The organism is Serratia myotis, from assembly GCF_027474885.1.
GTDB lineage: Bacteria > Pseudomonadota > Gammaproteobacteria > Enterobacterales > Enterobacteriaceae > Serratia > Serratia proteamaculans.
The window spans coordinates 2,682,711-2,698,059 of record NZ_CP099707.1; the positions used below are offsets into that span (position 1 = coordinate 2,682,711).

At 53.9% G+C, this 15,349-nt stretch carries 10 protein-coding genes; 4 read left to right on the forward strand and 6 right to left on the reverse strand.

Annotation, left to right across the window (positions count from 1 at the left end; translation table 11 throughout):
- Positions 1-82: 82 nt before the first annotated feature.
- On the forward strand, positions 83-1,879 hold the full coding sequence (locus NHG65_RS12815; protein WP_413476976.1) for a sigma-54-dependent Fis family transcriptional regulator: 1,797 nt from the start codon (positions 83-85) through the stop codon (positions 1,877-1,879).
- A 46-nt stretch (positions 1,880-1,925) separates the two neighbouring features.
- Here NHG65_RS12815 and NHG65_RS12820 read toward each other — a convergent pair whose 3' ends face one another.
- The 4 genes from NHG65_RS12820 to NHG65_RS12835 form a co-directional block, all read right to left on the reverse strand.
- On the reverse strand, positions 1,926-2,852 hold the full coding sequence (locus NHG65_RS12820) for an ABC transporter substrate-binding protein (protein ID WP_207976839.1): 927 nt from the start codon (positions 2,850-2,852) through the stop codon (positions 1,926-1,928).
- Between the two features lie 151 nt (positions 2,853-3,003).
- Complete coding sequence (locus tag NHG65_RS12825) at positions 3,004-5,526, reverse strand: heavy metal translocating P-type ATPase (protein WP_499183429.1); 2,523 nt, start codon at positions 5,524-5,526, stop codon at positions 3,004-3,006.
- Positions 5,527-5,585: 59 nt separating this feature from the next.
- A complete protein-coding gene (locus tag NHG65_RS12830) occupies positions 5,586-7,679 on the reverse strand; it encodes a putative bifunctional diguanylate cyclase/phosphodiesterase (RefSeq protein WP_489843906.1) in 2,094 nt (697 codons plus the stop codon).
- 284 nt (positions 7,680-7,963) lie between these two features.
- Complete coding sequence (locus NHG65_RS12835; RefSeq protein WP_499183430.1) at positions 7,964-10,399, reverse strand: glucose/quinate/shikimate family membrane-bound PQQ-dependent dehydrogenase; 2,436 nt, start codon at positions 10,397-10,399, stop codon at positions 7,964-7,966.
- Between the two features lie 931 nt (positions 10,400-11,330).
- Here NHG65_RS12835 and NHG65_RS12840 point away from each other — a divergent pair.
- Positions 11,331-11,882, forward strand: coding sequence for a kinase inhibitor (locus NHG65_RS12840; RefSeq protein ID WP_499183431.1), 552 nt, complete (start codon positions 11,331-11,333; stop codon positions 11,880-11,882).
- 15 nt (positions 11,883-11,897) lie between these two features.
- Positions 11,898-12,725: a helix-turn-helix transcriptional regulator gene (locus NHG65_RS12845; RefSeq protein WP_499183432.1), complete on the forward strand. Its 828-nt coding sequence runs from the start codon at positions 11,898-11,900 to the stop codon at positions 12,723-12,725.
- Positions 12,726-12,812: 87 nt separating this feature from the next.
- Here the strand turns inward: NHG65_RS12845 and NHG65_RS12850 are convergent, their stop codons facing one another.
- Together NHG65_RS12850 and NHG65_RS12855 are read right to left on the reverse strand one after the other, a co-directional pair.
- Positions 12,813-13,745 (reverse strand): LysR family transcriptional regulator, encoded by a 933-nt coding sequence (locus tag NHG65_RS12850; RefSeq protein ID WP_499183433.1) that lies wholly within the window; start codon positions 13,743-13,745, stop codon positions 12,813-12,815.
- Positions 13,746-13,894: 149 nt separating this feature from the next.
- Entirely contained in the window at positions 13,895-14,779 is an 885-nt protein-coding gene (locus NHG65_RS12855; RefSeq protein ID WP_499183434.1) for a LysR family transcriptional regulator, read from the reverse strand.
- 131 nt (positions 14,780-14,910) lie between these two features.
- On the opposite strand from NHG65_RS12855, the gene NHG65_RS12860 reads away from it, so the two are divergent.
- Positions 14,911-15,333, forward strand: coding sequence for an ester cyclase (locus tag NHG65_RS12860; protein WP_219016180.1), 423 nt, complete (start codon positions 14,911-14,913; stop codon positions 15,331-15,333).
- The last annotated feature ends 16 nt before the right edge of the window (positions 15,334-15,349 follow it).

A 15,349-nucleotide genomic window follows, 5' to 3' on the forward strand; every position in this document is an offset into this window, starting at 1 on the left:
TTATTTTTTGTGTCCCACGTCGCAACGCATGGGACACATTCATGATACAAAAATGCAACACTTTTATTGGCGGGAGTTGGCCATGTTGCATAAAGACCAGACCACCCAGACCGGGTTTGCCTCTGATAGCGATAACCTGTCTCTCCCTGGTCCAATGTCTGAATCCTGGCTACGTAGTCAGGCTTACGGTCTTAACCGGGCCGACGATCGGCTGCCTGTTGTCAGGCCGGGCTTGCTCAATGAAGTGCGTGGGCAAAACGGCTGGGTGGCACAGCTGGCACGGCCACTGATCGAACGTCTGGGCAGCGAAATTAACCGACAGCCTTCTATTGTGGTGGTATCCGATGCCAGCGGCATGGTGCTGGAAACCTGCGGCAATAGCCATTTTTTGCGCAAGGCGTCGCGTATCTCGCTGGCACCGGGCAATTTATGGGGCGAGCAGGAGCGGGGGACCAATGCCATTGGCACGGCGCTGGCGTTGGGCGGCTTGTGTGAAGTGAATGGCGACCAGCATTTTCTCAATCAAAATGCCGGACTTTACTGCGCAGCCGCGCCGATTTACCGGCCTGACGGCCTGATTGCCGGGGTGCTGGATATTTCTACACCGGCGCAGCGCCCTTACGATGACGCACGATCCTTGATTCTGCAGGCGGTCAGGCATATAGAGCACCAGTGGACGATGGGGTGTGTCACCTCTCAGCACTGGACGCTGCGGCTGCACAGCGATGCGCGGGTGCTTGGCAGCGCCCATGAGCTGATACTGGTGTTTCGCGACGAGGTGCTCACCGCCGCCAATCGACTGGCAATGCAAGAATTTAACCTCACCGCCGCCTGCTTTGGCAGCCTGGATTTCGCCACGCTGTTCCCGGAAATGCAGCGACAGACGCTAAACGCACCGCGCCAAACTTTGGCGGTCAATAATCGCCACTATTATTCGCTGTTGCAGATGCCGGAAACGCATTCACCGGCCATCAGATCGCGGGTTCTGCCGTTTGACCAGGACGGTGCCGACAGACAAAAAGCATTACGTATTTTGAATGCCGGGCTGGCGCTGTGCATCAGTGGCGAAACCGGCTGCGGCAAAGAGTATTTCAGCCAACGGTTGTTTGAGGAAAGTCACCGGCGGCAGGGCAATTTCGTGGCGATCAACTGTGCCGCTCTGCCAGAAAACCTGATCGAATCCGAACTTTTTGGCTATGCGCCAGGTGCCTTTACCGGGGCTAACCCGAAAGGCTATCTCGGCAAGATCAGAGAGGCCGACGGGGGCGTGTTGTTCCTGGATGAAATTGGCGATATGCCATTGAGCTTACAGACCCGGCTGCTGCGGGTACTGCAGGAAAAAACGGTCACGCCGCTTGGCAGCCGTATCAGCTATGCCGTCGACTTTTCGCTGATCTGCGCCACCCACCAGGATTTGGCGCAGCAGGTGGCGGCGGGGGCATTCCGTGAAGACCTGATGTACCGCATTCAGGAATTTAACCTGCGTATTTTACCGCTGCGCCAACGGGCGCACGTCGATCGTTTTATCCTTAATTTGTGGCGTGAGCTGGGGGCCGAGTCACGGGGTATCCGGCTGGCACCGGACACCGTCGCTGCGTTGGCAGGTTATCCGTGGCCCGGTAATGTTCGGCAGTTGATGAGCACGCTGAAAGTGCTGCTGGCGCTGGCGGACGACGGCAATCTGATCCGGCCGGATGATTTGCCGGAACAGTTCAACACCTTGCCGGTGCGCTGTGCCGATGCTCAAGCCGCACCGCAGGAGATGCTTGAGGCTATCCGAAGCGCTAACGGCAATATCAGCCAGGCAGCGAAACGGCTCGGCGTTTCACGCAGTACGCTTTATCGCAAGATGGAGAAGGGGCGTCGGCGTGATATGTAGAGGATAGCTGCATTTCAGGGCCCCTCCCTGGGCCCTGTTCTGGATGTTACTGGTCGCCCAAGCCCAGTGGGTTGATTTCAGAATGTTCGATTTTCTCGTCACTTTCCGCCCAACGATCCAACACCTTCAGGTAGCTGCCATTGGCGATAGCGCTATTGAGCGAAGCCTGCACCGCGTTCACCAGGCCATTGCCCTTTTTCACCGTAACGGCAATGTTGGCGCTGCGCGGCCAGCCGCCCGGTACGATGCCCACCAGCGTGGTTTTACCGTTCAGTTTTGCCTGATAAGCCCCGGCCACGTTCGGCCCAAAGGTCGCATCTGCCCGGCCCGACTGGATGGCCAGCGTGGCGGCCGCTTTGTCGGTTACGTAGATCGGCAGCAGGGCGGGCAGCCCTTTGGCCTGATTCTCTTTATCCCAGGCCAGTAACACTGCCTCCTGATTGGTGCCGGAATCGACGATGATCTTCTTGCCGGCAATATCCGGTGCCGATTTTATCGAGGTAATTTTACTGCCGCTCTTCACGTAGAAACCCAAGGTATCCTGGCGGTAGGTGGCGAAATCGAATTTGGTTTTACGCTCCTGAGTGACGGTGATGTTATAAATTGCCGCGTCATATTTACCGGAGGTGACGCCCAGCGGCCAGTCTTCCCACGAGGTCGGTACCAGCTTGAGTTTCAGCCCCAGGCCATCGGCTACCAGCCGGGCAATATCCGATTCGCTGCCAATCACCGTTTTATTGTCACGGGCGTACAGCCCGAATGGCGGGCCACTGCCCAGAATAGACACGGCCACCGTCAGCGTACCCGGCTCGACGAATTTAAACCCGGCCGGGATCTTGGCCGCCGCTTCAGCACTTTTCAGCGTATTAATCGGGGTTTCGTTGGCGATCAGATCAATGCCCGGTGCGGCATGCGCCAGGGCTGAAAGGCTAAGGAGTGCCGCCGCTGCGGTGAGTTTTGCGCTATACATCATTATTATTACCTGCATTATTATGTGGTTGAGGCGGTCAACTCACTATCCTTCAAGCCGCTGATTCTGTGAACGAACAAAAATGGCTAACTAATTGCGGGATAAAAAAATGCCGACCGCCGGAGTATGTCGGGCGGTCGGCCAGGGGCCATTTTTAATTTTGTTTGGTTTCGACCGTCATCGGTGCCTGGAAGCGTTTGAGCCGCAGCGCATTACCGAGAACGAAGACGCTGGAGAGCGCCATCGCCGCCGCGGCGAAGATCGGTGAAAGCAATGTGCCGTTCAGCGGGTAGAGCGCACCGGCCGCCACCGGGATCAGCACTGCGTTATAGGCAAAGGCCCAGAACAGGTTCTGCTTGATGTTGCGGATCGTCGCCTGGCTGAGTGCGATGGCATTCGGCACGCCGCGCAGGTCGCCCGACATCAGCACCACGTCAGCCGCCTCAATCGCCACGTCGGTTCCGGTGCCGATAGCGAGCCCAACGTCCGCTTCGGCCAGTGCCGGTGCGTCGTTAATGCCGTCGCCCACGAAGGCCACCCGTGCTCCATTGAGGCGGAATTTCTTCAGTGCCGCGACCTTGCCGTCAGGCAGGACTTCGGCGGCGACTTCATCAATACCGAGCTGTTTGGCGATGGCTGCCGCCGTTGCCGCATTGTCACCGGTGATCATCGCGACCTTGAGGCCCAATGCATGCAGCGCCTTGATCGCCTCCGGGGTGCTGTCCTTGATCGGGTCAGCGACCGCAATCACCGCCGCCAGCCGACCGTCGATGGCGGCATAAAGTGGGCTCTTTCCCTGTTCACCGAGGCGTTGGGCCGTCTGCTGGAAGTGGCTCACATCAAGGCCGAGCTGTGTCATAAAGCGGTCTGCACCGACGGCGACAGTTCGCCCAGCTACGCTGGCCGTAACGCCGAAGCCCGGTGTGGCGTCAAAGCTTTCAATGGCCGCAAGCATTATGTTTCGTTGCTTGGCAGCCGCGACAATCGCTTCAGCAATCGGGTGCTCGGAGCGGGTTTCAACCGCCGCCACCAGAGCCAGAACCTCATCGTGTTCAAAGCCTTCGGCGGGCACCAGATCGGTCAGTTCTGGACGTCCTTTGGTCAGCGTGCCCGTCTTGTCGAGTGCAATAACACTCACATCACGCAGTGCCTGCAAGGCTTCACCTTTACGGAACAGCACCCCGAGTTCGGCGGCGCGGCCGGTACCGACCATGATCGAGGTCGGCGTGGCCAGTCCCATGGCACAAGGGCAGGCGATAATCAGCACCGCGACTGCGTTAACCAGTGCAAAGGTCAGCGCCGGATCCGGCCCGAAGATCAACCAGACTAGGAAGGTCAGCGCCGCAGCCGCCATCACCGCCGGCACGAACCACAGGGTGACCTTGTCGACCAGCGCCTGGATCGGCAGTTTGGAACCCTGAGCTTCCTCGACCAGACGAATGATCTGAGCGAGCACCGTATTCGCACCAATTTTGGTGACGCGGAAACTGAAAGCCCCGGTTTTGTTGATGGTGCCACCGACCACATCGGCACCGACGTTTTTCTGCACTGGTACCGGCTCGCCGGTGATCATGCTCTCATCAACGTAAGAGGTTCCTTCGACGACTTCGCCATCAACCGGCACTTTTTCACCCGGACGAACCAGCACGATGTCACCGGTGGCGACCTGATCGAGTGGGATTTCCAGGGTTTCACCATTGCGCTCGACGCGCGCAGTCTTGGCCTGCAGACCGACCAGCCGCTTGATCGCCTGCGAAGTTCGTCCTTTGGCGCGGGCTTCCAGCGTCCGTCCCAGCAAGATCAAGCTGACGATCACGGCGGCAGCTTCGAAATAGACGTTGGCGGTGCCCTGCGGCAGCACTTCGGGGACGAAGGTCGCTACAACCGAGTAGCCGTAAGCCGCCGCCGTACCGACCGATACCAGCGAGTTCATGTCGGGAGCGCCGCGCAGCAACGCCGGGATCCCCTTGCGGAAGAAGCGCAAACCCGGCCCGAACAACACCAAGGTGGCGAGTACAAATTGCAGATACCAGCTGGTCTGCTGCCCCAGCACCTGCATTACCCAATGGTGCATCGCGGGCACCAGGTGCGAGCCCATCTCGAGAATGAACACCGGCAAGGTGAGGGTGACGGCAATCAGTAATGAGCGCCGTAGCCCCCGCGCCTCATGTTCACGACGCTCGGTATCCTGATCGTCTGCACTGGCCGTGGCGGCGGATAAACGCCGTGTTTTATAACCGGCCTTTTCAACGGCGGCCTCAAGGTCGGTGATGGCGACGACCCCGGCAAGGTGACGTACCCGCGCGCGTTCGGTAGCCAGATTGACGCTGGCCTCGAGCACGCCGGGGAGCTGTGTCAGGGCTTTTTCAACCCGGCCGACACAAGATGCACAGGTCATCTCCTCAATCGCCAACTCGGTGGTCTCTTCGCGCACGGCGTAACCGGCGTTCTCGATGGCACGGACCGCCGCCTGAGGATCGGCCGCGCCAGTGAAGGTGAGGTCGGCGCGTTCGGTAGCAAGATTGACCGAGGCGGTCTGCACGCCCGGCACGGCTTTCAGCGCGCGTTCGACACGACCGACGCACGAGGCGCAGGTCATGCCGTCGACCGGTAAGCTCAGTCGAGTGACTGAGGACAAGGTTGGATTGGCATCGGGTTTGAGGGTAACGGAAGTCATTGAACTGCCCCTTTATGGTGTCTGTTGCTGAAAGCTTAAAGCTTCCCACCACTGGAAGGTCAAGCAGATATTTGCGGGGCGGGCCTCATTAACAACATGCTGAGCGCTTTAGGTGCCTCAACGGCCTGGCTAAACAGAAAACCCTGGCCCAAATGGTAGCCTGAGTCACGCAGCGTTTGGCGCTGCTGCTCGGTTTCTATGCCTTCTGCAATGATATCGATGGCGAGTTTCTGCCCCAGAATACCCATGCTTTCGACAATGCCCAAAATGGCCGGTTCGTTGTTCATGCGGCGAATAAAGTCACGATCCAGTTTTATGCAGTCCAGCGGGTAATCCATCAGATGGGTAAAGGAAGAGTGCCCGGTGCCAAAGTCATCGAGCGCAATGCGGATCCCCATTTCCTTGAGCATTTGCAAAGCCCGCAGCACATATTTCGAACCGTGCTTATTGAAGGCGTGTTCGGTCACTTCCAGCTCAATCAGATGGTGAGGAATGTTAAACATCTGCAAGCGCTGCAGGAAAGTTTCGGCGTAGTTGTCGCGTAAAAACTCGATAGGGGACGCGTTCAATGACACCGGCAACACCTCAACACCGGACTCAAGCCAGCCCGCCATATCGGCAAACACCTTCAACTGCATGGTTTCACCGATTTTGGTCGCCAATTCGTAATCGTTAAACGCTTCGCTGACGCTATCCGGCATCTGGATGCCAGTGCGCGGACAATACCAGCGCAGCAGGGCTTCAAAGCCGACAATGGCACCGGTGGGCAGGCTGACTTTCGGCTGATAGCTGGGGCGGATTTGATTATGACGCACAATCTGGCGGGCACGATTTAACTGCGCAGCGCGCTCCTTGGCCTTATCCATCATCTTCGAATTAAACATATAAACGCCGCCGCGGCCGCCGTCCTTGAGCTCGTACAGGGCGGTGTCGGCGCATTTCATCAGTTCGGACGCATCACGGGCATCCTGCGGATACAGGGCGCAGCCAATGCTCATGCCGCAGTGAAGCGCTTTACCACCGTGGGTGATCGGCGATTCAAGCTGCATCAGAAAGCTATTGGCGATTTTGAAAATATCCTGCTGGTTTTCGACGTCGCTGATCACTACTGCAAATTCATCGCCGCCCAGTCGGGAGACAAAAGAGTTCGGGGTCAGATAGGTTTTTAGTCGCCGGGATAAGACGCGTAGCAGATGATCGCCGGCATCATGCCCCAGGGTGTCGTTAACCAACTTAAAGTGGTCAAGATCCAGTAAAATCAGCCCCAGCGATGTTTGGTTATTCAGAGCCCGTTTCATTTCCTGCTTTAATCTTTTCTTGAATAACCGCCGGTTGGGCAAGGCGGTCAGTTCGTCATATTCACTGGCGATCAGCAAACGTCTTTCAGCTATTCGCTGCGAGGTCACATCGCGCGAAACGCACAATATATTCTGTATCCGATCATCCTTATCGGTCACCGGGCTGAGGATATTATCCCAATGCTGCAGTGTGCCTTCCGGGGTAGCACTAAGGCCAGCAAATCTGGCATTTTTGCCGTTTAACACCTTACGCAGCGCTTTTCTGCCACGCTTGCGAGCCTCTGGGTGCAGTAGATCCAGCCAGGGCATGCCAAATTGTTGTTGGTTTTCATCTATGCCGAGGGCGAGGCTACCGGCTCGGTTCATATGCAGCAATGAACCGTCATTGTTAATCACTTTGATACAGTCGACGCTGGCATCCAGCATATTTTTCTGCGCCGCCAGCGTGTCGATGATGATTTGTTTTTCCAGCATTTGCTGATGGATATCGGCACAGCTCAGGTACCAATGGTTCTGCGCGGAGTTCGGAACTTGCTTTGCCGCGAATGACAGTAAAAACCAACGATACTCACCACTGTAATGGCGCAGGCGGGCTTGATTAACGAACGAGGTAGCGGCAGTCATCGCTTGTTGCCACAGCGTATTCACGCGGGCATAGTCATCCGGATGCAGAGTATTCAACCAGCAAAGGTCATTGTTATCAGATGAAGAGAGTCCGGTATATTCACACCACAACTCATTAAAATGTCCCCCGAGGCTATTCCCAACGCCAATGAGATTCGGTAAACCGTTAAAGATTTCATTAGCTGGATCAACAGGATGATTGCCATCACTGTGCTCGGATAAAACATTCATCTGTCATTTCCTCTGAAAACCGCCGGATATTCACGCCAAAAGAATATTCTTGCCAGCGGAAATCGTTCTATAGCCTGGTCTGCTCAATAACAAGCCGTCAAAGAGAATGAGATATAATTCAGGGCAACACATTAGGAATACTCTTGTATTTGGGCTTTTTAAATGATCCGGCTCTCCCAGGGGCTTCCCACCGTTAAATATCTTCCTTCCGTGGTGGCAGCAGATATTAAAAAGCCCCCATCTTTATCAGATGGGGGCTTGATGATTATAGCCTATGGCCAGATTTATTTATCGAGAGCATAGGCAATGACGTAGTCACCACGGTCTGGCGATTGGCGTGCACCGCCGGCGGAAATCACAATGTACTGTTTGCCGGTGGTTGGCGACACATAGCTCATTGGCGTACCGCCGCTGCCGACAGGCAGACGTGCTTTCCACACTTCTGCGCCGGTAGAGGAGTCAAACGCGCGCAGGTAGTAATCCTGAGTACCGGCAATAAACACCAGGCCGCCCTGAGTGGCCAGCGTGCCGCCCAACGTCGGCATACCTACCGGCATAGGTGCGCGCATTTTGATGCCGAATGGCCCGGTATCCTGCACCGTACCGGCCGGAACTTGCCACACCACTTTCTGAGTTTTCAGATCGATGGCGGACAGGGTGCCGAACGGTGGTTTCTGGCATGGAATGCCCAGCGGTGACATAAAGCGGTTTTTGTTGACGCCATAAGGTGTCCCTTTCAACGGCACGGCACCCATCCCGGTGTTGACCGATTCACCGCCGTTGCTGGCCGGTGTATTGGCATCGTTTTTCTGCGGGATCATCTGTACCCACAGGCCCAAACGCATATCGTTGGCGAAGATATAGTGGTTGTTCGGATCGGTCGACAGGCCGCCCCAGTTCATGCCACCCAACGAGCCCGGGAAGCTGAGCGAGATATCGGTGTCGGGGGCGGTAAACAAGCCGTCATAACGCATCGATTTAAAGCTGATGCGACACATCAGTTGGTCGAACGGTGTTGCGCCCCACATGTCGGACTCGGTTAACTTTTGATTGCCAATCTGCGGCATGCCGACAGAAAACGGCTGAGTGGCCGAGTATTGCTCGCCAGGGATGGTACGAGTTTTTACCGGCAGCTCTTTCACTTCGGTTAAAGGTTTACCGGTATGGCGATCCAGCACGAAGATCTGCCCGGTTTTGGCACCAATGACCAGCGCCGGCTTGGTGGTGCCATCCTTCATCGGGAAGTCGATCAGACTTGGCTGCATTGGCAGGTCGAAGTCCCACAGGTCGTTATGAACGGTCTGATAGACCCATTTTTCTTTACCGGTGGTGGCATCGAGCGCCAGGATAGACGCGCCGTATTTGTGATCCAGTGCGTTGCGATTTGCGCCCCACAGGTCAACCGAAGAGCTGCCCATCGGCAGGAACACGGTGTTCATGGCCGGATCGTAGGACATCGGTGCCCAGGAATTCGGCGTACTGCGCACAAAGGTCTGGCCCGGTTTCAATGCCGAGTTCGGATCTTGATTACCCGGATCGAACGCCCAGCGCATTTTGCCAGTGACCACGTCGAAACCACGCAGCACGCCGCCTGGCATGTCGGTTTGTACGTTATCGGCCACGCGACCGCCGACCACGATGGTGGTGCCTGCCAGCGTAGGTGCAGAGGTCAGTTGGTATTTGGGATCGGAGGCATCACCCAGACCGGCCTTCAGATCGACCACACCCTGGTTGCCAAAGTTCTGGCAGAACTCGCCGTTATCGGCGTTGATTGCTACCAGGCGTGCATCGATGGTGTTCATCAGAATACGACGCTGGCAACTGTCGCCTGCCGCCAGGGTGACCGGCGTGGCAGGGGTAGAGCCTGGCACCGTCGGTTGCGGCAACGGTTTGGTGACGTCGAAGTAGGCCAGCCCACGGCAACGGTTCCACACCTGGGATTTCGCATTGACTTCACGCTTCCAGATCTCTTTCCCGCTGTCGGCATCGACGGCAATCACGTTGTTATGCGGCGTACACAGGAAAATACGGTTACCGATTTGCAGCGGCGTTTGCTGGTCTTCGGCACCGTTACCGTCCGGACTTAACGGAGTATCGCCGGTGTGGAAGGTCCAGGCGACTTTCAGCTCTTTCACGTTGTCGCGGGTGATTTGATCCAGCGCCACGAAGCGGCTGCCGCCCGGAGTGTTACCGTAGTTATCCCAGTCTTTTTGCTGCTTGGTTTTATCCACCGGGATCAGCGGCAAGGGTTCGCCGCTAAAAGCGACGGTAGGGTGTGGCTGGAACATCTGTACGAAGGTGCCGACCATGCCCACCGCCAGCACCGCGCTGAGTAGGTAGGACAGTTTTGCCAGCGGCGCCTTGCCTTCCGGCTTACGCAGCGCCGGCCAGCTCAGGAAGGCCAACAGCATCAGTCCGGTTGGCACCATCAGGCGTGAAACCAATGGCCAGAAGTCAAAACCGGCATCGAACACCGACCAAATCAGTGTGCCGATAAAGACCAGCAGGAACAGCACCACCGCTGAAGATTTGCGACGGAAGAATTGCACTGCAGAAACCAGGGTGACGATACCGGCAATCAGGAAGTAGCTGCTGCCCCCCAGCGAGACTAATTTACCGCCGGCAATGGCAAAGAATAGGCCGACTGCGGTAAGGATTATCCCCAATAAACAACACCATAGTTTAAGTTTTATACCCGGACGGGCATTTGATTCAGGCATGGCTGACAGACTCCAAGATAATGTTTTTCTTTATGTTTACCCCGAATGAACGCGGTATCGCTGTTCCCTGGACAATGAGGGAACCGAGCGCGAGTCAAACAGTGGAATTCGCGTATTGTACCATTTGATTCGTTAGCAGGTTAAGGATATGTTGGTTTCTGGCAAAAATTGTTAACCTGAAGTGCGAGGGGCAATGATTTATGGCTCGCTGGTAGCCGATAAAATGTAGCTCTTGAGAGCATCTTGAAAAAGAGCAGATAAAATCTGGAGGATGACGACGTCTAATATCAGCTAATTTAAAGGAAAACTGCAGTCACCTACTCAGGTAGCTTCAGGTGAGTTTTATAAACCCATTTGCAATGTAGGGGTGATAAAGGCTGTTAGTTATTATGAACAGGGAATAGACAAACCTGGCTTTGTATTTCATATTGCTGATTTTCCGGCCCGTTAATCGGGCCTTTTTGGTTTCTTTAGTTACATAAGGTTAAATGTTTTAATTTGTTACGTTAATATTATTATTCCGCTATGCAGTGCTTCGGTTGATTGGGCGTCATCGTTTTTAATGTACTGCATAGTGGGCATCCTTAAATCCAGATTTATCCTTAAGTGCAATACCTTTGTCGTATTAACCCCAACTTTCAGCTTCTGGTGCTCTTCCAGTGCAAAAACAGCCTCCTTTGACAGGCAGGAACCTCTGCTAAAATAACTTTTAAAATCCTAAGTGCATCACTCAATACTTGGTTTTCAGCATCGATAAAATGCAACCTTATTACTGTACATCTCGCTAGCGTCCCCCTGGAAACCTAGAGCAGGATAGATGTGTCACGAGCCTTGATTTTGATTGTTTTTGCATGTTTTCTGGAACTATATGCACGATATTACCTAAGGGAAACAAATAGAATGGCTTTCCATTATTATTATAGGCATTCTAATGAAAATTCGTATCGGACTTGCAGTATTAGCACTTTGCTCATTATCAGCCCATGCTGACGAATTTCGTCTAGACAGCAGTGAAATCAAAACCGGGGTACCGCTGGCTCAGAGTTATGTATTCAATAGTTTTGGCTGTGAGGGTGAAAACCGTTCCCCGTCGCTGAAATGGTCAGGGGCACCTAAAGGGACCAAGAGTTTTGCTATTACGGCCTTTGACCCGGACGCACCGAGCGGCTCTGGATGGTGGCACTGGACAGTGGTTAACATTCCTGTCGGTGTGCATGCCCTTATCGCTGATGCAGGAAATCAGAATGGTTCAAAACTTCCGCCAGGCGCAGTTCATGGTCGCAATGATTACGGGTATGCTGGTTTCGGTGGCGCATGTCCGCCAAAAGGCAGTAAGCCACACAATTATCATTTTAGGGTTTGGGCGCTGAAAGTAGATCATCTGCCTATTGACAGCAACGCCAGCGGAGCACTGGTTGGGTTTATGCTGAATGCGAATAAACTGGCTACCGCAGAAATTGTTCCCGTTTACAGTTACAAGTAGGAATGGAAACGCACAATGCAGGCAAAATTGAGTATGCAGGAAATCAGCTCACGACAGATGCATGAGCTGCACAAAGTAAAATTACTCATGCCTGCATTGTGCAGGATAAGACAGGGACGAAAAATTATCGAATGGCGGGAACATACCGAAACCGCAGATGTATCTCAAATAATCGCTTTCCCTGCTGGTCACGAACTGCACATTGCAAACATCCCAACTGGGGGCGGTTATCTGTCTGAAATTATTTATATCCCGCCAGCCATAATTAAGTTTTACCTGAAGCATTATCAATGTTCACCCGCGAAAAAAGACGTGCGGACGTTTTGTCTGAAACTGACCGATGAACTGGAGTATTGCTGGGACCAGTTAAAATTCGCGTTAGATCATAATTATTCGCAGCGGTTACTTGAGCATATGTTATTAGGCGTGCTACTGATGCTTAGAAAGACAAACGTTGCTAATATTTTCATGGATACCCCGGGTAATACAGTGACCACCCGTTGTCAGGATTTGATTATTCTATCTCCATCTGCCAAATGGACGGTTCGTGACATTGCTGAACAGCTTAACATGTCTACCTCTACACTCCATCGACACCTGACCGCTGAGGGGGGAAGCTTCCAGCAAATCCTTGATGATGTCAGGTTAAGTAATGCACTTAATGCCATTCAGACCACCAATAAACCGATAGGGGAGATAGCCAGAGATAATGGGTATCAATGCCCCTCACGCTTCACATCACGTTTTCAGAAACGCTATCAAATTACACCAAGGGCATTACGGCAGACAGTTCATGTCAAAGTTCGAGGGAGACAAGCATTGATTGGCAAAGATGAGAGTTAACAATGTTAGTCGCCATCCCCGATTACCCACTGCCTTGCGGAGTTCCCGCTGCAAGCCGTAATGCGAGTTTTCCGTACCGTGCTCGTATCAGGCAGGGGGCACCGCTAAACGCTGTCTAACCACGCTCAATACTAGCTGCCGTAACCAACGATGTGCCACATCGGCTTCTAAGCGAGGATGCCACATCTGTGAAACGGTAATAGCCTGGGTTTTTACCGGCAGTTCAAAAGCATAGAGAGTGGCACTATCACCATTGCCTACGGGTTGATTGATCAGGAAAGAGGCGGGGACCAACGCCACCAAATCAGAGGCCTGAGCCACCGCCAGCGCGGCGGGAAAGCTTGGCACTACCGCAGCAACCCTGCGCTCCAGCCCCAATTCGGTCAGCGCCTGGTCTACCGGCCCGATTAATAGCCCGCGGCGTGAGGCAACTACGTGGCCGCAAGCGGCATACTGCTGGGCAGTAATTTCACTTTGCTGTTCAAACGGATGACCTTTACGGACCACCGCGACGAAACGATCGCGAAATAACGTCTGTAAGCGGATCTCTGGCCCCATTTCGCCCAGTACGCCAATCTCAAGATCCACCAACCCTTCACGCAAATGCTTTGAACTTTTTTCGGGTTTGGGGGCAAAACACAGGCGTACAAAGGGGGCTGCCTGCGCGGCCGCCGCGATCAGCACTGCGCCAAACGCCTCGACAAAACCCTCGTTGGCGCGCAGGGTAAAGGTCCGTTCCAGGGTGGCTAAACTCAGTTCTGACACCGCCGGTCGAAGTACCGCACGGGCTTCGAATACGGCGTTTTGCGTGCGCTCACGTATCTCTTCGGCGTAGGGTGTTAACACCATATTGCGGCCGGCACGTACCAATAAAGGATCGCCGGTGACTGCCCGCAGCCGACTAAGCGTGCGGCTCATCGCCGAGGAGCTTAATTCAAGCCGACGCGCTGCACCAGCGACGCTGCCCAGAGAAAGAAGCGCATCGAGAGCAATCAGTAAGTTGAAATCGGGGTCTGTCATTGCTGGCATCCTGAGCAGTCAATAAGGGGAGGCGTCCGCTGCATGTTATAAGTGCAAATGCTGCGTCTTCTGCAATCTATCCAGCATAGTTATATTTTCTACCCCACAAGACAACTGAAATGCTGAAGAAATCCCCCCGTCTGCCGGTGCTACTGAAAGGCTTTAACCAGAAAATCGATAAAGGCCCGTGTTTTCGCCGGCAAGTGCTGGCGAGAGGTATAAACCAGATTGACGGCCAGGCCGGGGAGCGCCCAGTCGCTCAGAATCTGGACTAATCGGCCCGACTGCAGGTCTTCCTGAATCACATAGGTGGGTTGCGCCAAAATGCCCAGATTTTGCAGTGCAGCAGCCCTTATCAGATAGCCGTCATTGGCCTCAAGAGCGGGTTGGGGGAAGGTGGTGACAAACTCCTCGCCTCGCTGAAAAATCATTTTATAGGGGTCGTTGGCATAGGAGTAGAGCAATAGCTGATGGTCAGCAAGCTCCCGCGGGTGATTGGGTGTGCCATGCCGTTGCAAATACTCTGGCGTTGCCGCTAAAACCCGTTTCGTTTCCGTCAATTTACGCACAATAAGCCCGGTATCTGGCTCGCTTTCTCGGGTGCGAATGGCGATATCGATATTATCGTCAATGATGTCGTAATAGCGATTCTCCGCAACGATCTCTAAACGGACATCCGGGTTTAGTAACTTGAATTGAGGTATTAAAGGGAATATGAGCCGAAGGCAAAGTGACAAGGATCCGGTAATACGTAAGACACCCACCGGATGGTCTTTGCTGGCGGTGACCGCATCGGTTGCACTTTGCATGGTAGTGAGGGCCGCTTTGGCACTGGCGTAAAACGCTTTACCCACTTCAGTCACAAATAACCTACGGGTGCTGCGTTCTATTAGTCTCACGCCAAGGCGATCCTCCAGCGCTGCCAGGTGACGGCTGGCGGCGGCGTTCGACAAACTTAGCGCTTCCGCCGCCTTGTTTAAACTGCCTAACTCTGATGTTTTTACAAAAAGCTCATACTCGGTCCAGCGATCCATGGGTATTTTCCAGTTGGCGGAAATCTGTTTTCCAGAATAAGGCTTTTTCATCACGTTTGGAATTGTCACTATATCGACAGTTTCGAGAACAAAGTTGTTCTACGTGGAAAGTCACAATTATGGAGTCATATATGACGGATATTCTAAGGGTTGTAAAAAACTATTTTTCAATTTGCGTCGATGGGAAAGATGTGGAACGAGTCAGCGAATTCTTTGCCGATGATGTCATTATTCATCGCCCCGACGTTGCTGAGCCGATTGTCGGGATAGACCCCTTCAAAACGGCATTACGCCTTCATGTGACCGACCGTTATGCATCTATACAGACCACTTTCCAAAAAGAAGTGGTTACCTCCGATACGGTAGTGGTGGCTTTAACCCACGTAGCCAAAGGCTCGAATACCTGGCACGGGTTTGATGTCACCGGCAAGGATGTGACCTGGACATCGTTGACTTATTTTCGGTTTGGCAAAGAAGGGAAGATTGTTGAAGAAATTGTAGAGCGTAATGAATTATTTATGGCTAAGCAGTTAGGCCTTATTGATTACCAATAAGGCGTTCGCTAAAAGA

Bases quoted from the DNA above. Each gene is read 5' to 3' on its own strand.
- NHG65_RS12815 (WP_413476976.1), top strand. From the start codon at position 83: ATGTTGCATAAAGACCAGACCACCCAGACCGGGTTTGCCTCTGATAGC.
- NHG65_RS12820 (WP_207976839.1), bottom strand. From the start codon at position 2,852: ATGATGTATAGCGCAAAACTCACCGCAGCGGCGGCACTCCTTAGCCTT.
- NHG65_RS12825 (WP_499183429.1), bottom strand. From the start codon at position 5,526: ATGACTTCCGTTACCCTCAAACCCGATGCCAATCCAACCTTGTCCTCA.
- NHG65_RS12830 (WP_489843906.1), bottom strand. From the start codon at position 7,679: ATGAATGTTTTATCCGAGCACAGTGATGGCAATCATCCTGTTGATCCA.
- NHG65_RS12835 (WP_499183430.1), bottom strand. From the start codon at position 10,399: ATGCCTGAATCAAATGCCCGTCCGGGTATAAAACTTAAACTATGGTGT.
- NHG65_RS12840 (WP_499183431.1), top strand. From the start codon at position 11,331: ATGAAAATTCGTATCGGACTTGCAGTATTAGCACTTTGCTCATTATCA.
- NHG65_RS12845 (WP_499183432.1), top strand. From the start codon at position 11,898: ATGCAGGCAAAATTGAGTATGCAGGAAATCAGCTCACGACAGATGCAT.
- NHG65_RS12850 (WP_499183433.1), bottom strand. From the start codon at position 13,745: ATGACAGACCCCGATTTCAACTTACTGATTGCTCTCGATGCGCTTCTT.
- NHG65_RS12855 (WP_499183434.1), bottom strand. From the start codon at position 14,779: ATGGATCGCTGGACCGAGTATGAGCTTTTTGTAAAAACATCAGAGTTA.
- NHG65_RS12860 (WP_219016180.1), top strand. From the start codon at position 14,911: ATGACGGATATTCTAAGGGTTGTAAAAAACTATTTTTCAATTTGCGTC.